17 protein-coding genes are annotated in these 23,348 nt (G+C 66.1%); 4 read left to right on the forward strand and 13 right to left on the reverse strand.

Going from position 1 to position 23,348, the window contains the following annotated elements; genetic code table 11:
- Window positions 1-949 precede the first annotated feature (949 nt).
- Complete coding sequence (locus ACIPUB_RS16800; protein WP_407608440.1) at window positions 950-2,038, forward strand: SH3 domain-containing protein; 1,089 nt, start codon at window positions 950-952, stop codon at window positions 2,036-2,038.
- Between the two features lie 34 nt (window positions 2,039-2,072).
- On the opposite strand, the gene galK is transcribed toward ACIPUB_RS16800, so the two are convergent.
- The gene (gene galK / locus ACIPUB_RS16805) at window positions 2,073-3,233 is read right to left on the reverse strand and encodes a galactokinase (RefSeq protein ID WP_407608414.1); all 1,161 of its coding nucleotides are present in this window, start codon (window positions 3,231-3,233) and stop codon (window positions 2,073-2,075) included.
- Entirely contained in the window at window positions 3,230-4,366 is a 1,137-nt protein-coding gene (gene galT, locus ACIPUB_RS16810; RefSeq protein WP_407608415.1) for a galactose-1-phosphate uridylyltransferase, read from the reverse strand. The genes galK and galT overlap by 4 nt, the downstream gene beginning before the upstream one ends.
- 261 nt (window positions 4,367-4,627) lie before the next feature.
- On the opposite strand from galT, the gene ACIPUB_RS16815 reads away from it, so the two are divergent.
- On the forward strand, window positions 4,628-5,404 hold the full coding sequence (locus tag ACIPUB_RS16815) for a DeoR/GlpR family DNA-binding transcription regulator (RefSeq protein WP_407608416.1): 777 nt from the start codon (window positions 4,628-4,630) through the stop codon (window positions 5,402-5,404).
- Between the two features lie 24 nt (window positions 5,405-5,428).
- Here the strand turns inward: ACIPUB_RS16815 and ACIPUB_RS16820 are convergent, their stop codons facing one another.
- From ACIPUB_RS16820 to ACIPUB_RS16830, 3 genes are all read right to left on the reverse strand, one after another.
- Window positions 5,429-5,956, reverse strand: a complete 528-nt coding sequence (locus tag ACIPUB_RS16820) for a methylated-DNA--[protein]-cysteine S-methyltransferase (protein ID WP_407608417.1) — start codon at window positions 5,954-5,956, stop codon at window positions 5,429-5,431.
- Window positions 5,949-7,349 (reverse strand): SRPBCC family protein, encoded by a 1,401-nt coding sequence (locus ACIPUB_RS16825; RefSeq protein WP_407608418.1) that lies wholly within the window; start codon window positions 7,347-7,349, stop codon window positions 5,949-5,951. The genes ACIPUB_RS16820 and ACIPUB_RS16825 overlap by 8 nt, the downstream gene beginning before the upstream one ends.
- Before the next feature lie 86 nt (window positions 7,350-7,435).
- Window positions 7,436-8,281, reverse strand: coding sequence for a helix-turn-helix transcriptional regulator (locus ACIPUB_RS16830; RefSeq protein WP_407608419.1), 846 nt, complete (start codon window positions 8,279-8,281; stop codon window positions 7,436-7,438).
- A gap of 78 nt (window positions 8,282-8,359) precedes the next feature.
- On the opposite strand from ACIPUB_RS16830, the gene ilvD reads away from it, so the two are divergent.
- Entirely contained in the window at window positions 8,360-10,228 is a 1,869-nt protein-coding gene (gene ilvD, locus ACIPUB_RS16835) for a dihydroxy-acid dehydratase (RefSeq protein ID WP_407608420.1), read from the forward strand.
- Window positions 10,229-10,282: 54 nt separating this feature from the next.
- Here ilvD and ACIPUB_RS16840 read toward each other — a convergent pair whose 3' ends face one another.
- From ACIPUB_RS16840 to ACIPUB_RS16855, 4 genes are all read right to left on the reverse strand, one after another.
- Window positions 10,283-11,803, reverse strand: a complete 1,521-nt coding sequence (locus ACIPUB_RS16840) for a S10 family peptidase (RefSeq protein ID WP_407608421.1) — start codon at window positions 11,801-11,803, stop codon at window positions 10,283-10,285.
- Between the two features lie 127 nt (window positions 11,804-11,930).
- Window positions 11,931-12,308: a DUF4282 domain-containing protein gene (locus ACIPUB_RS16845; RefSeq protein WP_407608422.1), complete on the reverse strand. Its 378-nt coding sequence runs from the start codon at window positions 12,306-12,308 to the stop codon at window positions 11,931-11,933.
- A 116-nt stretch (window positions 12,309-12,424) separates the two neighbouring features.
- On the reverse strand, window positions 12,425-13,942 hold the full coding sequence (putP, locus tag ACIPUB_RS16850) for a sodium/proline symporter PutP (RefSeq protein WP_407608423.1): 1,518 nt from the start codon (window positions 13,940-13,942) through the stop codon (window positions 12,425-12,427).
- A gap of 180 nt (window positions 13,943-14,122) precedes the next feature.
- Complete coding sequence (locus tag ACIPUB_RS16855) at window positions 14,123-15,067, reverse strand: LysR substrate-binding domain-containing protein (protein WP_407608424.1); 945 nt, start codon at window positions 15,065-15,067, stop codon at window positions 14,123-14,125.
- A gap of 248 nt (window positions 15,068-15,315) precedes the next feature.
- On the opposite strand from ACIPUB_RS16855, the gene ACIPUB_RS16860 reads away from it, so the two are divergent.
- Window positions 15,316-18,831 (forward strand): bifunctional proline dehydrogenase/L-glutamate gamma-semialdehyde dehydrogenase, encoded by a 3,516-nt coding sequence (locus ACIPUB_RS16860; protein ID WP_407608425.1) that lies wholly within the window; start codon window positions 15,316-15,318, stop codon window positions 18,829-18,831.
- Between the two features lie 118 nt (window positions 18,832-18,949).
- Here ACIPUB_RS16860 and ACIPUB_RS16865 read toward each other — a convergent pair whose 3' ends face one another.
- The 4 genes from ACIPUB_RS16865 to ACIPUB_RS16880 all read right to left on the reverse strand — a co-directional run bounded on the left by ACIPUB_RS16865 (window position 18,950) and on the right by ACIPUB_RS16880 (window position 23,264).
- On the reverse strand, window positions 18,950-20,188 hold the full coding sequence (locus ACIPUB_RS16865; protein WP_407608426.1) for an ABC transporter permease: 1,239 nt from the start codon (window positions 20,186-20,188) through the stop codon (window positions 18,950-18,952).
- Window positions 20,185-21,066, reverse strand: coding sequence for an ABC transporter ATP-binding protein (locus ACIPUB_RS16870; RefSeq protein ID WP_407608427.1), 882 nt, complete (start codon window positions 21,064-21,066; stop codon window positions 20,185-20,187). Before ACIPUB_RS16870 ends, ACIPUB_RS16865 begins: the two co-directional genes overlap by 4 nt.
- A gap of 135 nt (window positions 21,067-21,201) precedes the next feature.
- A complete protein-coding gene (locus tag ACIPUB_RS16875) occupies window positions 21,202-21,891 on the reverse strand; it encodes a response regulator (protein ID WP_407608428.1) in 690 nt (229 codons plus the stop codon).
- Window positions 21,888-23,264, reverse strand: coding sequence for a histidine kinase (locus tag ACIPUB_RS16880; protein WP_407608429.1), 1,377 nt, complete (start codon window positions 23,262-23,264; stop codon window positions 21,888-21,890). The genes ACIPUB_RS16875 and ACIPUB_RS16880 overlap by 4 nt, the downstream gene beginning before the upstream one ends.
- Window positions 23,265-23,348: the final 84 nt, after the last annotated feature.

The following is a 23,348-nucleotide window of genomic DNA, read 5'->3' on the forward strand; positions in this document are numbered from 1 at the left end:
CCCCCCCCCCCCCCCCCCCCCCCCCCCCCCCCCCCCCCCCCCCCCCCCCCCCCCCCCCCCCCCCCCCCCCCCCCCCCCCCCCCCCCCCCCCCCCCCCCCCCCCCCCCGCCGACCGCTCGGTACCCCGAAAAGCCCATCATTGCGCGCAGCCAAGTTACCAACGGGTCGAGCCCTGTATGCGGGTTGTCGTCATCCCCGACGGTAAAAACCGGTACTTCACCACGCATATTCCTGGGCAGCAGGCGAAGAATGCGATCGGTATCTCCCATTCCGGTCAGCAGCAGCGCCACGGGCCGGAACCCGAAGACGGCGTTGACCAGTGCCAGACCATGCATGCGTGAGAAATGCAGCGGACCTACCAATACCACTCCGTCAAAGTAGATGAGCTCATGTGCGGAGGAGCTGGCGACCTTGAGGATTTCGCTTCGTATCTCGCGGGAGTGGAGCTTCTCGGCCAGTTCAGCGGCGCGCAACTTGGCCAGAGCATCACGTTGGTAGTAAACGATTGCAACGCGATCCATGGGAATCCCTCATTCCTGCGACGAATGCCTTCCACGGGCGGGAAACCTGCGGATCATTCTTCTTCACGCTATTCCTGGATCCCGAAAATTGGCTGGGAGACCTGTTTCGCGCACAGGACCAAGACGTTACCTTTGGCGGATGTTTTCAGGGTTATCTGAACGATTCGGGAACGAGTTGGCACAACAGTTGCCACGGCAAACATGCAACCCCATACTTTCCCCAAGAGCCTTCTTGGGGAAGCAAAATCAGAGAGATCATTGGGATGCTGTGGCATTGGGGAAAAAACAATCTTGTTCGAAGTGCGTGCGGAATCTTCGTGGCCGTGGGACTGGTCATTTCGTCGGCACCGACGTTGGCAGCCGAAGCGCGCCAAACGCCCGCAGTCCAAGGCGCGATTCAGGTCGAGGGCGCAGCTTCGACTTCGGTCATGGTGGCAACGGCTTTGCCTGCCAAGGTCAAGACCACGGCCAACCTCAACCTGCGAACGGGGTCGAGCACCGCCCATAGGAGACTTGTGACTATTCCCCGGGGCACCACCGTCAAGGTGACAGCGCGGGCAGCCAACGGTTGGTACAAGGTCGGCTACGCGGGACGGACGGGTTGGATCAGTAACAAATACGTGAGCATTGTGGGCTCCGCAGCACCAGCTCCTGGCCGACTGCCTGCCACGGTGCGGACCACGGCAGGGCTCAACCTACGCACCGGACCGAGCACGGCCTATGCGGTTCTGGTGACCATTCCACGGGGCACCACCGTTAAGGTGTCGGCCCGTGCCTCCAACGGATGGTACAAAGTCGGCTACGCGGGACGCACGGGCTGGGTCAGCAACACCTATGTAACCACCAGCACGGGCTCCGGCTCTTCGCCTTCGGCGCCCCGGGCTCCACAATCCACGGGTCCGAACCGCACCTCGCGCGTGGTCTTGACCTTCGACGACTGCCCGCGCACGCTCAGCTCCTTCACTGCCACCATCAAGTACGCCGCTGACCACAACATGGGTCTGGTTATTGCCCCCACTGGCAATTGCCTTTCATCCTTCAGGGCCCGTTATGGGGTGGATCTGGCTGCCTTGGCCCGCGCCAAGGGTCAGTGGGTCATCAACCATTCGGTGAGCCACCCCGACTTGAGGCGCCTGAGCTGTGCGGCTGCTGCCGCCCAGCTCGGCGGCTCCGGGGTACACACCAACTTTGGCCGCCCGCCATTTGGCGCCATTGATGCCAGTGTGCGGTGCGCCTACGATCGGGTGGGCATGGCCATTTGGACGTGGTCGCGCGACACCCTGGACTGGAGTGTGAAATCCAAGTCCATCACCGTGGCGCGGGCCTCTGCCGCCCGGCCCGGCGACACCGTCCTGATGCATATGCAGTGGCAGGGATTCGCGCCTGACTCGCTACGGCAAATCAAGGCAAATCTTGCCAAGCGCGGCGTCGGGGTCTGCCGCGCCTACCACGGGTCCGACGGCGTCGGTGCGGTTGCCCGGACCCCGGTGAGGCTGCCCGCCTCGCTGCCTTGCTAATACGGAAATAAGGCGACGTGGCAGGGGCATTCGGTCACAGGGCCCGTGCCCCGGGCCCAGGCACCACGGCGAAAATTTCCGGGGTGAGGTAACCTGCCTCGGCAAATGCGCTGTGCACAGCGTCGGCCACGACTGCGGAGCGCGAGGCATCCAACAGCGCGATCGCCGATCCGCCGAAACCGCCGCCGGTCATGCGTGCGCCAATGGCGCCTGCGGCCACGGCGGTGTCGACAGCCAGGTCCAACTCAGCGCAGGAGATTCCGAAGTCATCGCGCATCGAGGTGTGGCTGGCGAGCAGGAGGTCGCCGATGGCTGCAGGCCCCCGGCGTTCGAGCAGTTCGACGGTGTCCAGCACCCGCTGGTTCTCGGTGACGATGTGCTTGACCCGGCGGTAGATCTCCGGGGCCAGGGTGTCCTGTGCCTCGACCAGGCGGTCGATGCCGACATCGCGCAGGGCTGTCACGCCCAATTCCGTGGCGCCACGCGTGCAGGCGAGCACCAGTTCCTTGTAACCGCCCGAATCGTGCGAATGGCTGACCCTGGTGTCAATGACCAGGACCTGCAGGCCGTTGGCTGCCAGCGGCAGGTCGACCGGGCGGGATTCCCTGGTGCGGCAGTCCAGGAACAGGGCATGGTCGGAGGTGCTCAGCAGCGAGGCCGACTGGTCAAGGATGCCGGTGGGTGCCCCGACGAAGTCGTTTTCCGCCAACTGGCAGATCAGCACGAGCTCCTCGCGGGAAAGGCCCAGGCCCAAGTGCTCATTCAGGCCCAGCGCCACGGCGCATTCGATGGCTGCAGAGGAAGACAGACCCGCCCCGACCGGCACCGTCGAATCGAGCAGGATGTCCGCGCCGGGCAGGGCAAAGCCTCGTTGTTCCATGGCCCAGAACACGCCCGCAACGTAGCGGGCCCAAGGGGCAACCAGCGCGGGAGCCAGACCGGTTGATTCGGCCTCGACCACCTGCCCGCCGCGCGTCGAGGCAATGCGCAGCAGCCGCCCGGATTCCGCGGGGCGGATCCTCAGTCCGATTCTTGCCACCCTGTCGATGGCGAAGGGCAGGACGTACCCCTCGTTGTAGTCGGTGTGCTCGCCAATGAGGTTCACCCGCCCAGGCGCGGCGAAGCACGCCTCGGGGGCAAGGCCGTAAAGGGCGGTGAAGGCGTCGGCCAGGCCGGTCCTGGCATGGTCTTTCACTGGGCGGGGGTGAGGGATTGGAGGCGCTCGGTTGCCGCACGCAGTGCTTTTGCGCTCGCCTCGGGGGTGATGTCCCCGATGAAGGCTCCCATGGCTGCCTCCGATCCGGCAAGATACTTGAGCTTGTTTTCGGCCCGCCTCGGCGAAGTCAACTGCAGGTGCAACCAGGCCTCGGCGCGGTGCTCGTGGTTTCGCGGGGCCTGGAACCAGCCGGCGATGTAGGGAGTGGGGGTGGGATAAAGCGCATCGACAGTGCAGAGCAGACGGTGGTACATCGCCGCCAGCTCGTCGCGTTCGGCTTCCGTCAGCTCGCTGAGGTCGGCTACTTGGCGGTGCGGCACCAAGTGCACTTCGACCGGCATGCGGGAGGCATAGGGGACGAACGAGGTGAAGTGGGTGCCGCGTTCCAGGATGCGCCGCCCGTCGGCGATCTCGAAGTCCAGGATGTCGGCCATGATGTTGTTGCCGGTGCGTGCGCGGTGTGCGGCTGCCCGCGCCAGGTGGTTTTCGGTGCGCGGGGTGGCGTATGGGTAGGCGTAGAGCTGCCCGTGTGGATGGTGCAGCGTCACCCCGATATCGGCGCCGCGGTTCTCAAAGGGAAATACCTGCTCGACGCCCTCGAGCCGGCCCAGTTCCTGCGTGCGGTGGGCCCAGGCCTCGATCACGGTGCGGATGCGGCGTTCACCGAGGGAAGCCAGCGAATCGGTGTGTCCGGGGCCGAAGGAAATGACCTCGCAGCGTCCGTGGGACGGGCGGGCCGCGCCGAGCTCGACGGGAGAGTCCACTGCGTGCTGTTCGGGCCCGAAGGAAGGAAATCGGTTTTCAAAGACCACGACGTCGTACGTGTCGGCCGGGATTTCACTGGCCATGTCTGTGCGCGTGGGACACAACGGGCATTGACTCGCTGCGGGCAGGTGCGTGCGTGTTTGGCGGTGCGCGGCAAAGGAAATCCATTCCCCGCTCAGGGCGTCGTAGCGCAACTGCGACGTCGTCGGACGAGCCGGCAACTCGCGGGTGTCGGAAGAGGGCAGGAAGCCGCTGGGGACGCGGCCTCCGTCGAAGAAATAGAGGATTTCCCTCCCGTCGGCAAGCTCGGTGCGAACGGGGGTGGCCTGTAACGGCTGCTGTTCCACGGCGTCTCCTGGGTGATATGTCAATGCACGCAATTCAAACAAATTCGATCATATTCTATCGGAAAACAACGTTCGGTGAAAGGCCTGAGGATTCCCCTGCGGCGATACCTGCTGGTCAGACTGCGAGACGCGCCGGGCCGCCGTGGATACTTCAGGGCGTCGTGGCGGACATGTTTCGCGCAAGTTCGAACATAATGACACGTTTCGTGTTCGTTTTTCGCTACGATGAAAGCCAACCACACGCCCGACGAACGGATCGCCATGACAGAGATGCTGGCAAGTGCCAGGCAGCAGCGCATCCTCGACGCCCTGCGCGAGCGCGAGCAGGTGCGCGTCACCGCCTTGGCCTCCGAGCTCGGTGTTTCGGAGATGACGGTGCGACGCGACCTGAATACGTTGGCCTCCCGAGGTGCGTTGGTCAAGGTGCACGGCGGAGCCACGCTGGATGCCGCCCCCACCAGCAACGAGCCGGGATTCACGCACAAGCTGGCCTTGGAGTCCGGTGAAAAGCAGGCCATTGCCCAGGCTGCGGTCCAGCTGATCAAGCCGGGCATGTCCATTGCGTTGAACTCCGGAACCACCACCTTTGCACTCGCCGCCCAATGCACGGGCATCAAGGACCTGACCGTGGTGACGAACTCCCCGCGCATCGCAGAGGTTTTCTATGCGGCGGCGAACCCCAGCCAGAACATCATCCTGACCGGCGGGACCCGCACCGTCTCGGACGCACTGGTGGGACCTCTGGCGCTCTCGGCCCTGGGCCAGCTGCACGTGGACCTGCTCTTCCTGGGCGTGCACGGCATGACGGCCGAGGACGGGTTCACGACACCCAACATGCTTGAGGCCCAGACCAACCAGGCTTTCATCAAGGCGGCGGCACGGCAGATCATCGTGGCCGACCACACCAAGTGGGGAGTGACTGGACTGTGCCAGATCGTCCCGCTGTCCCAGGTCGATGCCCTGATCACCGGATCCCGGCTGGACGAGGAAGCCCGGGAAATCCTGGGCACGGCCCTCGATACACTGATCCTGGCCTGAAGCGGGGGAGGGCAGGCGGCCCCCCTAGAAAAGGGTAGCCTCGGCCTCGGGCAGGATGCCTTCGTGGCGCAACAGGAACTCCTTGGCGCCCAGCCCACCGGCATAGCCGGTCAATGAGCCATCGGCACCGATGACCCGGTGGCAGGGGACCACGATCGCAATCGGGTTGCGCCCATTGGCGGTTCCCACGGCGCGTGTCAGCTTTTCATCCCCCAGTTCCAGGGCCAGCTGACCATAGCTGCGGGTGGCACCGAAGGGGATCCGGGTAAGGTGCGCCCAGACCCGCTGCTGGAACTCGGTTCCCTGCGCATCCAGTGGCACCTCGAACGACGTCCTGGTCCCGGCAAAGTATTCGGCCAACTGGCCGGCGCAAAGGGCGATGCCCGGATCATCGGCCACGGAGGCCAGTCGCTCGCCCAACACCCCGGGGTCCAGGGGGTGGGGGTGGTTTTCCATGTAGATGCCGGTGATCCCGTGACCGGAGGCCACGATCCGCAGTCCTCCAATGGGGGAGTCCATCACGCCATGGCGCAGCACGCGTCCGCTAGTCAAGGATCTGCCCCAGCGCTGCCTCGAATTCGGGGAACTCGAACTCGAACCCGGCCTCGGCGAGCACGGTGGAGGTCACGTGCCGTCCGGTGGTGCCCAGCGCCGGGTCGGTGTTCAACACCACGGCGCCCGCTGCCAGCACCGGGCGCGGGGTCGGCAGCGAAAACCTGCGCAGCGGCCGCGGTGCGATCTTGGCCCGCAGCGCCTCCATCATCTCCCGGTTGCGCACCGGGTGCGGTGCCGCCAGATGGATGACGCCGCCGGGCAGCGAGAGGTTCTCCTCCAACCCCAGGGCCGCGCGAAGGACGCGCAGCCAGTCGGCCAGGTGGATCCAGCTGACCCATTGTTCCCCGCCGGCAACCGGGCCGCCCAGGCCGACGCCGGCCAGCAGCGATAATCGGTCAACCAGCGGGCTTTCCTGCTCGAAGACCAGGGAGGTGCGCAGGATGTTCAACCGTTCGGCGTTGGCCCCGGCGGCTGCCTCTTCCCAGGGCCGGGCCACCCCGGTCATCTGGGGCAGGGCCCGGGCGCCGGTGGGCAGCGCCGATTCCTCGGTGAGCCGTTGCTCCCCGGCGTCGGCGAAGATCGCGGTGGTGCTCGATTGCAGGAATGCCGCCAGCGGGGCGGGTGCCGCACGTGAGGCGTCCACCAGGGCGCGGGTGGAATCGACGCGGGAGTTGCGCAGCAGGGCAACGTTGGATTCGGTGGGCGGCAGGTCCACCAATTCCCCGGCCAGGTTCAACACCGCGGTGTTGCGCCCCGCGCGGTACAGGCTGGTGGACCATGGGCCCTGGGTCTTCCCGTCCCACCGGACCTGGGTGTACGGGCTGTCGGGACGAACGCTGCGGGTGAGGACGACGACCTCGTGGCCGCGGCAGAAAAGGTCGGCCGCGGCGCGGGCGCCCAGGAACCCGTGGCCCCCGGCAATCACGATGCGCAGTTGCTGCGTTGCCGTCCCGCCGGCAAGGGTGTAGAGGCGGGCACAGTTTTCGGCGAAGTTCGAGGCGATCGGCCGGGCGGCCGTCCGTTCGAAAACCGCTGACGCGGCCCCGGAGACCGACACCCGCTGGGTGACTTCGGTGCCACCCTTGACCTTGCGCAGGGACCAACTCACCATCAGGTGGCCGCCGGGCTGGGGCTGGCGCCAGGTGATGGAGGTGCCCTCCCCGACGCTGGTAACCACGGCGGGAGGTGCGGTGGCCGAATGGACCTTGCCGATGAGCTTGCCCGCTGGGATCAGGTCCAGCAAGGTCCCGGCACTTGCCGGCACCTCGTGTGGCCGCAGGCGCGCGATGGCCCGGTGCCATTCGGGAACCCGGGCCGGATCGCGCAGCACCTCCCACAGGGCCGCGGGTGAAAGTGCGAGGAAATGGGTTTGCGTCCGCTGCCATGCCATGGTCCCAGCTTAGCCACCCTTGCGGTGCGGCCACTACTGCGGCGGTGCCTGTCGGGAAGGGTATCGGCTGACGGACGGCGGCATGTTCAGCCGGGTTCGACGGATGTTGGCGCGAGGAGCATCTGCAGCCGATCCCTAGTCGGCGTTCCGGGCACCGGCGCGTACATCACCAGGTGGAGTTCCGGGGCGTCCGAGGGCACCAACCGGTGCTGCTCAAAGACCAGCTCACCGGCGGCCGGATGCAGGAATACGCGCTGCCTGGAGGCAAAGCGCTCCACGCCGCGGTCGGCCCAGAGCTTGGCGAACTGCCCGCTGGCTTCGGAGAGCCGCTTGATGAGGGTCGTGTGGGCAGCGGAGCCGAGTCGGGCGCCTGCCTCGGCACGGAACTCGGCCACAAAATGCCGTGAGGTTTCTTCCCAGTCGGGCAGCATCTTGCGCAAGTGCAGGTCGGTGAAGATCAGCCAGAGCAGGTTGCGCTCCGCCGGGTCCACGGCGGCAATGCGCGCGTAGAGACCCTCGTAGGCACGGTTCCAGCCGGCAATGCCCCAGTCCGGGGCAACCACGAATGCCGGAAAATCGAAGGTTTCGAGCAGCCGCTGCAGGTGCTCGGGTGCCTGCTCGACGGTGCTGACCTCGGTCGCGGGAACGGCTGTGTATCCGCCCAGGGCCAGCACATAGGAAGTTTCGGCGGCAGTCAGGGCAAGCACCCGGGCGATGGATTCAAGTACCTGGCGGGAGGCATTGATTTCCCTGCCCTGCTCCAGCCAGGTGTACCAGGTGACGCTGACCGCGGCGAAGGCGGCAATCTCCTCCCGGCGCAGTCCCAGCGTGCGGTTGCGCCCGATCGGCGGCAGCCCCAGCTCCGCACGGACGAGGTTGCCGCGCCGATCCCGCAGGAACTGCCCCAGTTCCTGTCTTCTTCCATCACTCATGGGACCTAAATCTATCACTGCCACTACTAGTATTAGCACCGTCTTCCACCGCAACCGCGTTGCTGGTTGACTGGTTCAATGCCTGAATTACGTTCACGAACAGTCACCCACGGCCGCAACATGGTCGGCGCACGCGCCCTGCTCCGCGCCGCCGGCGTCAAGGGCTCCGATTTCGGTAAGCCGATCATCGCCGTGGCGAACAGCTTTACCGAATTCGTCCCCGGCCACACCCACCTACAGCCGGTGGGCCGCATCGTCTCCGACGCCATCATCGAGGCCGGCGGAATCCCGCGCGAGTTCAACACCATTGCCGTGGACGACGGGATCGCCATGGGCCACGGTGGCATGCTGTACTCGCTGCCCAGCCGCGACCTGATCGCCGACTCCGTGGAGTACATGGTCAACGCGCACTGCGCCGATGCCCTGATCTGCATCTCCAACTGCGACAAGATCACCCCCGGCATGATGATGGCCGCCATGCGCCTGAACATCCCCACCGTGTTTGTCAGCGGCGGGCCGATGGAGGGCGGCACCGCCATCCTGGTGGACGGCACCGTGCGCAAGCGCCTGAACCTGATTTCCGCCATCGCCGACGCAGTCAACGACTCCGTCTCGGACGAGGACCTGCTGAGCATCGAGGAAGCCGCCTGCCCCACCTGCGGGTCCTGCTCGGGAATGTTCACCGCCAACTCGATGAACTGCCTCACCGAGGCGCTCGGCCTGTCGCTGCCGGGCAACGGCACCACGCTGGCCACGCACACCGCCCGCAAGGACCTGTACGAGGACGCCGGCCGCGCCATCGTGGACATCACGAAGTCCTACTACTTCGACGACGACGAGTCCGTGCTCCCGCGCGCCATCGCCGGCCGCCCCGCGTTCGAGAACGCCATGACCATGGACATCGCCATGGGCGGCTCCTCCAACACCATCCTGCACCTGCTGGCCGCGGCGCAGGAGGCGGAGCTGGATTTCACCCTCGATGACATCGACGAGATCTCCCGCCGCACCCCCTGCCTGACCAAGGTCGCCCCCAACGGCGAATACCTGGTCGAGGATGTCCACCGCGCCGGCGGCATCCCCGCCATCCTGGGCGAGCTGGACCGCGGCGGGCGGTTGAACCACAACGTCCGCTCCGTGCACAGCACCGACCTGCGCTCCTGGCTGGACGACTGGGACATCCGCGGAGGCAAGGCCACCGAGACCGCCCTGGAGCTCTTCCACGCGGCCCCCGGCTGCGTGCGCTCCGCCGAGGCCTTCTCCCAGTCCGAGCGCTGGGACACCCTGGACCTGGACGCCAAGAACGGCTGCATCCACTCGATGGAACACGCCCACTCCGTCGAGGGCGGCCTTGCCGTGCTGCGCGGGAACATCTCCCTGGACGGCGCCGTGGTGAAGACCGCCGGCGTTGACGAATCGATCTTCAAGTTCTCCGGCCCGGCGGTCGTCTTCGAATCCCAGGACGATGCCGTCACCGCGATCCTGAGCAAGGAGATCGTCGCCGGCGACGTCGTCGTGATCCGCTACGAGGGTCCGCGCGGCGGGCCGGGCATGCAGGAAATGCTCTACCCCACCTCGTTCCTCAAGGGACTGGGCCTGGGCGCGAAGTGCGCGCTGATCACCGACGGGCGCTTCTCCGGGGGAACCTCCGGACTGTCGATCGGCCACATCTCGCCCGAGGCCGCTGCCGGCGGCGCTATCGCATTGGTGGAGAACGGGGACACCATCTCCATCGACATCCCGGCCCGCTCCATCACGCTGGAAGTCAGCGAGGACGAGCTCGCCCGGCGCCGCGCGGTGCTGGAATCCACCATCGGCTACCAGCCGCGGGACCGCGACCGCGTGGTCTCCCCGGCGCTGCGGGCCTACGCGGCCTTCGCACAGTCGGCGGACAAGGGCGCGGTGCGCCACGTGCCGCAGATCGTGCAGAAGCAGGCAGTCCTCTCCTAGGCAAGCAGGCAGGTAAGCGAGGCCGGACCCCAAGCGGGGTCCGGCCTCGCTTGTCTACGCCCGGGTGACGAACTCGGCCAGGGCCGCGAGTTGCGTGGAACGCACGGCCGGATCCAGGTACATCATGTGCCCGGCAGCGTGGTAATGGTGCGTGAAGCGGGTCCGCGCCGCGGCCGGGACCTCCAGGTGCGCCCACACGTACTCGGCGGCGAAGTGCGGGGTGGCCCCGTCGTGGTAGCCGTAGTCGACGTGCACGCGCAGCTCGGGGATGTCGATGAGCAGCCGCTCCAGGTCCCGGGTCACGTCGATCGGCTTGCCCTCGAACCCGCCGTAGCTCCAGGGGTGCACCCGTCCGGTGAGCACTTCGTAGGGCAGGTCGGATTCGTAGCCCAGCTCCGCGCGCACATAGTGGTTGATGGCCGCGGCATAGGCGGGGGTGATGGCACGCAGCGACGGGTCGTCCCAGGTGTGTGATTCCTGCAGGCGCGGGGGCACCCCTGTGAAACGCCCGTCGATGCGCCCGACCATCAGCCCGCGCTCGCGCAGCAGCTCGGTGGCGAACTCCATGTACTCCCAGCGCAGGTTGGTGCGGCGGATGAAGGCCTCGGAGAGCGTGGTGAGTTCGGCCAGGTGCTTGACCACGGAGTCGTACTTGCGCTTGGAGAGCCGGTTGCCCAAGTGCAGCGCCACCACGTAGTCGCCCGAGGCATAGTCCTCGGCGTCCCGCACGACCTCCTGAAGCGGGCGGTTTCCGTGACGCCCGTGGTAGTGCGCGATGGCCGCGTAGGTGGGCAGATGCAGGGCGTAGGGGGTGTCGTTGCCCGGGGCGAAGTCCAGGGTGGAGAGGTTCAGCACCGTGGAGATCAATCCCAGTCCGTTCACCGCCAGGCCGTGGGCCTCCTGCAGGCGACGGGCCACCGCCACGGCGCGCATCGTGCCGTAGGACTCGCCGATGAGGTACTTGGGGGAGAGCCAGCGCTGGTTGCGGGTGATCCAGAGACGGATGACCTCGGCGACCAGGTCGCGGTCGGACTCGAAGGCGTGGAACTCGTCAATCGTGCCGCCGGAGACCACGCGCGAGAAACCGGTGTTCACCGGATCGATCATCACCACGTCCGCGTGCTCGAGCAAGGACTCCGGGTTGTCGATGACGCCGTAGGGCGCGGCGGCCATGCTGCCCACGTCTCCGGAATCGACGATGCGCGGACCCAACAGGCCCATGTGCAGCCACAGGCTGGCCGAACCGGGGCCGCCGTTGAAGGCGAACACCACCGGCCGGCGGTTGGCCGCGGGCGGGCCTGCCGGCTTCTTGGCGCGGGACTTGGCCGCCTGCCCGGCAACGGGTGCCTCCTCGGTGTCCGCGGTGTAGGACACCAGGAAGATCTCCGCCTTGGCGTTGAATCCGTCGGTCTTCCCCTCGGCGTCCTCCTCCTTGCGCAGCACCATGCGCCCGGTGGTGCTGGTGTAGCGCAGGCCGGAGGCCGTGCGATGGCTCCGGGTGACAAAGTCGTCCACGACATCGGGCTTGGGCGTGGTTTCGGGCGCGGCAGGGGAGGTTGCGGAAGCTTCAGGCATGCCAAGATCCTACCCGCGACGGTCCGTCGATTCGCGGTGGCCACAGCAAAGAGGCGGCGGATCGGCCGGTCGCCTCGGATTTCGCGCCCTGATCAACCGCACCCAGGTTGGTTGTGGTGCCTGCCCCCTAGGCCTGCGGGGCGTTCCCGTACGGGTTCGACGGGGGAGCTGTCGGGCCGCCCGGGTAGGTATCGCCGGACTGCGGCGAGGTGCCGGGTACATTGCCACCGGCCAGACGCACCAGTTCGCCGGTGTTCTGGGCGGTGCGGATCGTGGCGATCAGCGATTCCAGGCCCATGCGTGCCAGGGCCAGGTAGATCAGGACCACGAGCGGCCCGACGATGATCAGGGCGAAGAACCCGAAGGCAACCTGTCTGGTGGCAAAGGCGGAGATCACGATGCCCAGATACAGGATGGCTAGCCCGATGGTGATCAGGATGTAGACGACCTTGACGAGCTTCGGGGTGACGAAGCTGTCGAAGTTGAAATCAAAAAGTGCCTTCACGGGTGAGGCTCCCTCTCTTTGTACAAGCGATTGAATATACGTCGCTCCTAGTCAAACACAGCGGACCCCCTCACCGATACCGATGAGGGGGTCCGTGTCGAAGCATATGGCGATGGCTACGAAACCACGTAAGGAGCGTTCTCCTCGACTTCATTTTCCATTGCGGTGAATTCTTCCTCGATGGTCGCATTGTGCTTGTAGGTGGCACGCGAAACCAGCACGGCGACGACGAGGTTCAGCACGAAGCCCGGAACGATTTCGTACATGGCAGAGGAGAGCACGTCGATGTTGCCCCAGACGAAGACCGTGACGGCGCCGGTGAGCATGCCTGCAAGCGCTCCGGTGGAGGTGAGCTTGCGCCAGTAGAGGCTCAACAGCACGATCGGGCCGAACGCGGCGCCGAATCCTGCCCAGGCGAACGACACCAAATCCAGGATGCTGGACTCCCGGTTCAGGGCCAGTGCCGCGGCGACGATTGCCACGACGAGCACGCCGGAGCGGCCGAGCATGACCTCGCGCTGGGGGCTGAGCTTCTTGCCGGCGATGTTGTACAGGTCCTCGACCAGGGCCGAGGAGCACACGATCAGCTGCGAGGACATGGTCGACATGATGGCCGCCAAAACAGCCGCGAGCACCAGGCCGGCAACGAAGGGGTGGAAGAAGATCTGGCTCAGCAGCAGGAAGACGGTCTCGGGATCGGTGATTTCCTTCTCCGGGCTGCCGGCGAAGTACGCCATGCCGACCAACGCGGTGACGATGGCGCCGATCGCGGTGAGCACCATCCAGCCGATACCGATGCGACGGGCGGTCTTGGCCTCGGACGGGGAGCGCAGGGCCATGAAGCGCACGATGATGTGAGGCTGGCCGAAGTAGCCCAGGCCCCAGGCCGCGGTGGAGAAGATGGCCACTGCCGCCAGGAACCCGTTGGTGGTATTGAAGCTGGAGAACAGGTTCAGCGCCTCGGGGTTCACGTCCTTGATCTTGGAGCCGAGGTCCCCGATGTTGCCCATCTGGAAGATCGCGACAATCGGGACGGCAATCAGTGCGGCGAACATGAGCAGGCCCTGGGCCACGTCGGTAAGGGTTGCACCGAGGAATCCGCCGAAGAGCGTGTAGAGCAGGGTGACACCGGCGACCACGAACAGGCCGGTGAAGTAGTTCCAGCCGAAGGAGGACTCAAAGAACTTGCCCGCTGCCACCATGCCGGAGGAGACATAGAAGGTGAAGAACGCCAGGATGATGACCGATGCGGCGATGCGCAGGAAGTGGCTGTTGTCCTTCAGCCGCTTCTCAAAGAAGCTCGGGATGGTGATCGCGTTCTGCGCCACGGCGGTGTAGGAACGCAGCCGCGGGGCCACGAACTTCCAGTTCAACCAGGCGCCGATGGTCAGGCCGATGGCGATCCAGGCCTCGATGAGCCCGTTGAGGTAGATCGCGCCGGGCAGGCCCATCAGGAGCCAGCCGGACATGTCCGAGGCACCTGCGGACAATGCCGCGACTCCCGGCTTGAGCCCGCGGCCGGCGAGCATGTAATCGTCGATGTCGTTGGTGCGCTTGAACGCAAAGTAGCCGATGCCGAGCATTGCTGCGAGATACACCGCAATGGCTATCAGCTGGAATGTTGAGTCGGACATGTTGTGGACCTCATGAAGGTTGGGCGAGCCGGGGAAGAGTGATCCTCGGCGTGTTTTGCTGCCAGGGGCATGGTTGCACTGCCCCGTGGCACGTGCCGTTCGTTCGCAACCGACCTCGAGTATGACAGGAAAATCCGTGGTCATGTGGCCGCTCTCACCACGGCGTTACCTTTTTGTGACCTAAATTACTGCCTCCGGTCCGACGTCCGTCGGCGCCGGAAGGGTGGCTGCCTGGGCATGCAGGGCGTTGCGGACCGCGACCAGGCCAGGGTGCTGGGTCGATGAATGGCGCACGGAGGTGAAGATGGTGCGTTGCGGTGCCCCGGGCAGATCGACGATGCGCAACTCGCGCTTGCGCGCGGCCCAGACCAGGTCCGGAAGCAGTGCCACTGCGTTGCCGGATTCGACCAGCCTGACGTGTGCCTGAAGATCGGCGGTCTCGTAGCGCACGTCGGGTTCGAAGCCGGCCATGCGGCAGGCCTGTTCGGCCCAGTGTCGCGAGGCGGCGCCGCGCGGTTCCATGACCCAGGGCAGGCCGGCGGCGGCCTCGATGGAGGTGACGTGGTGGAACTCGGCGGGCATTGCCTCGTCCCGCGCGGGCAGGGCCAGGCGGATGGCATCGTGGGCCAGGGTCTTGCGGTCCAGGGTGGCGTAGTGCGGGGCCGCGTGCCCGGGGTACTGTTCCGCGATGACCAGGTCGAAATCCCTCGCCCACGTCTCATGAAGCGCGGTTTCCGGTTCGTGCTGCACCATCTCCACCCGCAGGTGGGGGAAGTCCTGGCGCAGTTCGCGCAGCACCGAGGGCATCAGTGAAAGCACTGCCGTCTGGAACACCGCCAGGCGCACCGTGCCTGCCACTGCCTGCTGGGTCGAGGCGAGGTCGGCTTCGGCCCGCTCCATGGAATCAAGCAGCTCGTCGGTGTGGGCTACCAAGACCTCGGCCTGCGGGGTCAGTTGGAGGCGCCGCCCGACCTTTCGCAGCAGCTTCACGCCGGTCTCGTTTTCCAGCAGGGAGAGCTGCTGGGAGATGGATGATGGGCTGTAGCTCAGTGCGTCCGAGACCTCGGCGATGGTGCCGCGGATGCTCAGCTCGCGCAGCAGCCGCAGGCGGCGAATTTCCAGCATGGTCGGCTCCTTGTGGTGCCCGGCGATCCCCTTGGATCACGGTGGTTGGTGAACCCTCAGAATACATTGGGAAAGCCGAAGTAAAATCTTCGGGTTTGTTCACTTTTGCTGAAGGGATGAATCGGGTCATACTGTCTGGTGAACCCACCTATCAATGCGACACCATTCGTGTGCAAGATGGGTAGTGGTAGCTCCCCAGCCCCCTTTCTTCCCAAGGAGAAGCAGCCGTGTCCCAATCGACTTCGCACGTGCGTGTAGTCCCACCGGCCCTCGCCGCCGATGGCACCCCCCTGGTCCGCCCACAGGACCTTGCCGACGAGACCATCAAGCTGGTGCGCCACTGGCTCACGGAGGGCTCGAAAGTCCCGGTGGATGCCTCAGCGGCACAGCTTGCCGGCGTATTGAAGGATCCCAACGGACTGGACTTCACTGTCGGCTTCGTTGACGGCGTGATCCGCCCCGAGGACCTGAAGGTGGCTGCCCGCAACCTCAAGTCCCTGGCCCCGAAGGTTCCCTCCTTCCTGCCCTGGTATATGAAGTCCGCGGTCGCCCTCGGCGGCACCATGGCCCCGATCATGCCGGGCATCGTCGTCCCGATCGCCCGCAAGGTGCTGCGCGAGATGGTCGGCCACCTGATCATCGACGCGACCGACGCCAAGCTCGGCGCCTCGATCTCCAAGATCAAGAAGGAAGGCATCGACCTCAACGTCAACCTCCTGGGCGAGGCCATCCTGGGCGAGGGCGAAGCCGCCCGCCGCCTCGAAGGCACCCACAAGCTGCTGGCCCGCGACGATGTCGACTACGTGTCCATCAAGGTTTCCTCCACCGTGGCCCCGCACAACCACTGGGCCTTCGATGAGGCCGTCGAGCACATCATCGAGAAGCTCATCCCGCTCTACCGCCTGGCCGCCACATCCGCGCCCAAGAAGAAGTTCATCAACCTGGACATGGAGGAGTACAAGGACCTGGACCTGACCATTGCGGTCTTCACCAAGATCCTTGACCGCGCCGAATTCCGCGACCTCGAAGCCGGCATCGTGCTGCAGGCCTACCTGCCCGACGCCCTCTCGGCCATGATCCATCTGCAGGAATGGTCCGCGAAGCGCGTGGGCGCCGGCGGAGCCCCGATCAAGGTCCGCGTCGTGAAGGGCGCCAACCTGCCGATGGAGCAGGTAGAAGCCAACCTGCACGGATGGCCGGTTGCCACCTGGAACACCAAGCAGGACTCGGACACCTCCTACAAGTCGGTGCTCGACTACGCCCTGCGCCCGGGGCACGTGGAGAACGTGCGCATCGGCATCGCCGGCCACAACCTCTTCGACGTCGCCTTGGCCTGGCTGCTGGCCCAGGGCCGCGGCGTCACCGCAGGCATCGAATTCGAGATGCTGCTGGGCATGGCCACCGGCCAGGCCGAGGCAGTGCGCAAGGACGTCGGACGCCTGCTGCTCTACACGCCGGTCGTTCACCCGGGCGAATTCGATGTTGCCATCGCCTACCTGATCCGCCGCCTCGAAGAGGGCGCCAGCCAGGAAAACTTCATGTCCGCGGTCTTCGAGCTGGACAAGAACGAGGCACTTTTCGAGCGCGAGAAGAACCGCTTCCTGGCCTCCCTGGCCGACCTGGATGACAGCATCCCGGCCCCGCACCGCATCCAGGACCGCAACGTGGTCGACGCCGCCGCCATCGAGGCCAAGCTTGCCGGGCTGGCCGACGGAACGCTCGATTTCGAGAACACCCCCGACACCGACCCCGACCTGCCGGGCAACCGTGCCTGGGGCCGGGAGATCGTCAACAAGATGGTCGGCTCGACCCTCGGCGTTGATGCGGTGGCCAAGGCCATGGTCCACACCGAGGACGAGCTGAACACGGTCGTGGAGACTGCTGTTTCGGCTTCCGAATCCTGGCAGGCCATGGGTGCCGCCGCACGCGCCGCCATCCTGCACCGCGCCGGTGCGGCACTGGAAGCACACCGCGCCGACCTGCTCGAGGTCATGGGCTCCGAATGCGGCAAGACCCTGGACCAGGGCGATCCCGAGGTCTCAGAGGCCATCGACTTCGCCCACTACTACGCCCAGCGCGGCCTGGAACTGTACACGATCGACGGTGCCACCTTCGTGCCCTCGAAGCTGACGGTTGTCACCCCGCCGTGGAACTTCCCCGTCGCCATCCCGGCAGGCTCCACCCTCTCGGCGCTTGCCGCCGGCTCCGCGGTCATCATCAAGCCCGCCGGCCAGGCAGCGCGCTCCGGTGCCGTCATGGTCGAGGCCCTGTGGGAAGCCGGCGTGCCGCGCGATGTCCTGCAGATGGTCCAGCTTTCCGAGCGCGACCTGGGCACCGAGCTCATCTCGCACCCGGCCGTTGACCGCCTGATCCTCACCGGCGGCTACGAGACCGCCCAGCTCTTCCGTTCCTTCCGCAAGGACCTGCCGCTGCTGGCCGAAACCAGCGGCAAGAACGCCGTCATCGTCACCCCGAATGCCGATCTGGACCTGGCGGCCAAGGATGTCGCCGCCTCGGCCTTCGGCCACGCCGGCCAGAAGTGCTCGGCCGCCTCGCTGGTGATCCTGGTGGGTTCGGCAGCGGACTCCAAGCGCTTCCACAACCAGCTGATCGATGACATCCGTTCGCTGAAGGTCGGCTACCCGCAGGACCCGCAGACCCAGATGGGCCCGGTCATCGAACCCGCACAGGGCAAGCTGCTGCGCGGCCTGACCACCCTGGGCGAGGGCGAGAAGTGGGTGCTCGAGCCCAAGAAGCTCGACGAGTCGGGCAAGCTGTGGAGCCCGGGCGTGCGCTCCGGGGTCAAGCGCGGTTCCGAGTACCACCTGACCGAGTACTTTGGCCCGATCCTCGGCGTGATGACGGCCGAGACCCTCGAAGAGGCAGTCTCCATCGTCAACGACATCGACTACGGCCTGACCTCGGGCCTGCACTCACTGGATTCGGGCGAGATGGCCTACTGGCTGGAGAACATCCAGGCCGGCAACCTCTACATCAACCGCGGCATCACCGGTGCCATCGTGCAGCGCCAGCCCTTCGGCGGCTGGAAGAAGTCGGCCATCGGTGCCGGCACCAAGGCCGGCGGACCGAACTATCTGGTGGGCATGGGCTCCTGGGAAGACGCCCCGGTTGCACAGACCGGCCAGCTTTCGGTGACCTCCACGGCACTGCTGACCGCGGCACGCGGAACCGACATCGCCGAGGCCGACCTTTCTTGGCTCGAGGGTGCACTTGCCTCCGATGCGACCGCATGGACGACTGAGTTCAACACCGCCAAGGACGTCTCCGGTCTGCACGCCGAGCGCAACGTGTTCCGCTACCGCGCCCTGCCGGTGACCGTCCGCTTCGAGAACGAGACCTCGGGCCATGGCATCGCCGAACTGCTCCGCGTTGTTGCCGCAGGCATCGCCGCCGGATCACGCGTCACCGTTTCCTCCGCAGTTGAGATTCCGGCCGCGATCCGCACCGTGTTCGCTGAGTCCTCCGCCACCGTGGTGGTCGAGGACGCACAGGCCTTCGGTGCCCGCGCCGCACGCCTGGCAGCCAAGTCCGGCCCGGACTCCGCGGCACGCATCCGCCTGATCGGTGGCTCTGTCATGGACGTTGCAGAGGCAACCGGCGGCAAACCCGATGTCGCCATCTACGGCAACAACGTGGTCTCCGCGGGACGCGTGGAAATGCTGACCTTCCTGCACGAGCAGGCAGTTTCCATCACCGCGCACCGCTTCGGTACCCCGAACAATCTGAGCGACTCGGTTATCTAGTAACCCGTACTCACAGCGAAGGCCCGCAAGGTTCCCCTCAATGGGAAATGCTGCGGGCCTTTTGCGTGATTCCGCCTAGTGTATGAGTCAACCATCAGAACCCTGATGCAGGATGCGGTTAGTCCTCGAGCTTGAGCGCCTTGCGCCAGGAGAGTGCCGATCCGGTTTGCATGATCGCCCGTCGGTAGATGCGTTCACCGAGCAGCACCATGGCCCAGGCCGCCGCAATGGCAATAGCCAGCGCGGCAACCGGCTCCCACACAGGCACGTCGCTGCTGAGCAACCGAATGGGCATGGCCACCGACGAAACCACGGGAATGTACGAGGCGAAGACCAGCAGTGAGCCCTTGGCGTACATGCCGGTGAAGAGCACTGCCACCAGCACCATGATGACCGGGCCGGTGGACTGTTGCAGGTCCTCGGTCCGCGAGGCCATCGCGCCCAGAGCCGCCCAGACGGCGGCGAGGATCAGGAAGCCGGCCAGGAAGAATGCCAGGAACCATCCCGACGTGGCAATGACGACCGAGATGAAAGGGATTTCCGTGGGCATCACGGTCAGTGCCAGCAGGCCAATGCCCACGAACAGGCACAGCTGACCCATGGCCAGGATCAGGTTGCCAAGGATCTTGCCGGCGAGCAGTTGGCGGATGGGGATTGCCGTGGCGAGGATTTCAACGACGCGGTTCTGCTTTTCCTCGACCACGGAGTTGGCGATCGGCAATCCGAAGATCATTGCCGACATGTAGAAGAGGAACGAGAAGATGAAGCCCATGACCATGGCCATCGAATTGCGTTCCTGATCGCCCTCCAGCAGTACTTGGGTCACGGCGGACCCAGCGGTCAACTCATCGAGGGTGACTCCCAGCTGGCCCGCATTGAAGTCCAGTGCCTGGGCTTCGGCAGCGTCGGCGAGCAGGGACTGGATGTTGCCCGGCACGTCGATGAGCCCGGTGAGGCTGTAGCCGTCCAGGGTGGGCGCGAGCACCAGATCCGCGTTCTTGGCGCGCAACGTCTCGAGTGCCGCGTCCCCGGAAGCCACCGGCTGGGCGGTCAGCTCGATCTTCTGGTCCTTGGAGATGGCCAGCTCGTTGGCCGAGGCCACAAGAGCCGCGGTCCTGCCGTTTTCGGCGAAGGCAATCGTCGATGTGGTGCTCTTGTCTCCCATGATGCCGGCGAACACCACGGAGCCCACAATGAGGGCGACGGTAATCAACGTGGTGATGATGAACGACTTGTCGCGGACCTTCACCGTGACCTCGCGCAGGGTCACGATTAGCCACGGTGCGCCCCGCTGTGCAGCAACGGGGGCGGCGGAGGACGCCTCGGAGGGCTTGGTTCGTAGGTCTGTGCTGCTCATCGGATGACCTCCCGGTAGATTTCTGCCAACGAGGGACGTTGCGGTGCGAATTCGGTGACCGTCCCGCGTTCCACGGCGGCGCGCAGGACGCGCTGGGCCGTGGCGTCGTCGGCGAACTCGACCAGCGCCCGCGGGCCAGCGACATCCAGGACGCTCACGCCGGGCAGTTCACGCAGCCACCCGGCATCGGGCGGGGTCACCACGACGTGTTTGGCGCTGGCGCGCGCCCGCAGCTCCGCAGCCGTTCCGGAGGCCACGATCCTGCCTCCTGCCAGCACCACCAGGTTGTCGCAGAGCTGATCGATCAAATCCAACTGGTGGCTGGAGAAGAGGATCGGTACCCCGGTGGCTGCGCGCTCGGCCAGCAGCGAGGTCATGGAATCCACCGCCAGCGGGTCCAGCCCGGAGAACGGTTCGTCCAGGACCAGCGCGGTGGGGTGGTGCATCAGCGATGCGGCGACCTGGACGCGTTGCTGGTTGCCCAGCGAGAGGGATTCGAGCTTGTCCTTGGTCCGGTCGGCAATGCCGAAGCGGTCCAGCAGGTCCAGGGCCTCGGTGCGGGCATCCCCGCGGCTCATGCCGTGCAGCTGTCCGAGGTATTGGAGCTGGTCCAGCACCTGCTGCTTGGGGTAGAGGCCGCGTTCCTCGGGCATGTAGCCGAAGCGCGCCCGGTCGGCATCGGCGATCTGCGTGCCGTTGAAGTACACCGACCCCGAGTGGGACTTCAGCACACCCATGATGATGCGCATGGTGGTGGTCTTCCCGGCACCGTTGGCCCCGACGAATCCCGTCATGCCGTTGGCCGGGACGGAGAACGAGACATCCTCTAGCACCGTCCGGTCTCCGAATCGCCGGGTGAGATTCCTTGCCTCTAACACGCTTGGGCAGTCCTTTGGTTGATGGGGCACCCGCCGTGCGGCGGGCCTGATCCTGTCTTCCAATCTATGCCGTGGCATGGGGCCCAAGGATCGTTCAAAGGAATGAAATTGTTGGCCGGCCTGTGCCTATGGCGCTCAGGCCTCCGTCGCAGGGATGAGCCCGACGCGGTAGGCAAAGACCACGGCCTGGACACGGTCCCGCAGACCCACCTTGGCCAGGATGTTGGAGAGGTGCGTCTTGACCGTGGCCTCCGAGACGAACAGGTTGCTCGCGATTTCCGCATTGGACAGACCGCCGGCTAACTTGACCAGCACCTCGCGTTCCCGCGCTGTCAGCTCATCGAGGACCCGTTGGTCGTGCGGATCCGGAACTTTTGCCGTGGACGGGGCCTCTGTCGGCGCGACCGCGGTGCCGCGCTGGATGATGCGCAACGTGACCTCGGGAGAGAGCAGCGCCTGACCGCCCGCCGCGGCATGGACGGCCTTGATGATCACTTCGGGTTCGGTGTTTTTCAGCAGGAATCCGCTGGCCCCGGCGTCGATCGCGGCAAAAAGGTAGTCGTCGCGGTCGAAGGTGGTCAGGACGACGACCTTGGCGTCCGTGCCTGCAGTGATCTGCGCTGTGGCGCCGACCCCGTCGAGCACCGGCATCTGGATGTCCATGAGCACCACGTCCGGCTGCAGCTCCAGCGCCGCAGCCACCGCTGCCCGCCCATCGGCCGCGGAGCCGACCACCTCAAGGTCCGTGTCGGTGCCGAGGATCAATTCCAGCGAGGACCGGATCAACGGCTGGTCGTCGCACACCAGGATGCGGATCCTGCTCATGGGGTTGCTCCTTCGGCGGCCTCGGCCACGGTGTTGGTGTTCAGGGATCGGAGCCGCGCGCGGGTGCGCCACCCGGCGGGGGAACGCGGGCCGATGTCCACCTGCCCATGGTGCAATTCGGCGCGTTCCCTGATGCCGCGCAGGCCAAAGCCGCTGCCGGCGGTCCCGGGCCGCGGGCTGCCGTCGTCGGTGACCTCGACCTCCGCCCATTCGCCGGTGTCGTCGCGGCCGCTGCGCAGGGACAGGACAGCGGTGCGGGCCGTGGAATGCTCGCGCACATTGGCCAGCGATTCGGCGGCGATCCGGTAGAGCGCCAGTCCGAGCCCGGCGCCGGCCTGCTCGAAAAACCCCTCGCGGTGCTCGACCTTGATCAGCTCGACCTTCACCCCGGCGCGGGCCGACTGCTCGGCCAGGACGGGAAGCTCCGCGAGCGAGGGCTCAGGGGTGCGCTGGGCGGAATCCTCGGGATCCGTTTCCCCGTGCCGCAGGACCCGCAGCAGCGAGCGGGTTTCGCCCACCGCCTGTCGGGCCGAATCCTCGATGCCATGCATCAGCTCAGCGGCACGCCCCGGATCCCGGGGCTGGACCATGCGGGCGGCCGCCGCCTGCACGCCGACCGCCGAGATGTGGTGGGCAACCACGTCGTGCAGTTCGCGGGCTATGCGCAGGCGCTCGTCGATGACAGCGCGGCGCGCCAGCTCCACGGCCTGCTCCTCGAGCTTGGCGGCCTGGTCCACGACGATCTCGTGCTGCCAGGCACTGCGCCAGGACATGAGTCCCAGGAACGTGGCCCCGCCGAAGTAGAACAGGTTGACCAGGAACGAATACCCGGCATAGGCAATCACCGGGTCGATGAAGCCCGAGGTTTCGATGGCCATCGGCAGGTCCAGCTCCTCGCCGAACACCAGCTTGGCGTTGGTGATCCCCACGACCAGCCAGACAAACATGGCAAGGATGACCCCGGTGAGCGCCAGGCGCAGGGCGCGCCTGTCACGCGCCCAGGTGACGGCCGAATAGAGCCCGACGAAGTAGGCGATCTGCGGTGCGAGCTGCATCATGACGGCCGGCATCCAGATCCCGAACCCCAGGAACATTGCCGAAAGCACCAGCATGGAACCAATCGGGAAACGCCGGCGAAGCGCCAAGGGGGCCGTCAGCGCGCACATGGCCAGATAACTCGGAATCCGGTCCGGGGCATCCTCGGCCGGGGCAAAACTGAGCATCATTTCCATGCCGAGCAGCGCCGCCGCCATGACGAGAAGCGTGACCCAGCCATCGCGCCGCAGCAGTTCACGGGAAGGCAGGGGGCGTTCGAATTCCTCGGGCGGAAAGTCGCCGGGCAGGAAGCGTTGGCGCAAGGCCAGGAATTTCATGGTTCGTCCTCGGGGCACATAGCCGGTCATCATCCCACCCATGAACCTATCGCATGGCGCTTCCGGCGCGGGCTCCCGATGCGG

The sequence above is a fragment of the Paeniglutamicibacter sp. ORCA_105 genome (assembly GCF_045798545.1).
GTDB lineage: Bacteria > Actinomycetota > Actinomycetes > Actinomycetales > Micrococcaceae > Paeniglutamicibacter > Paeniglutamicibacter sulfureus.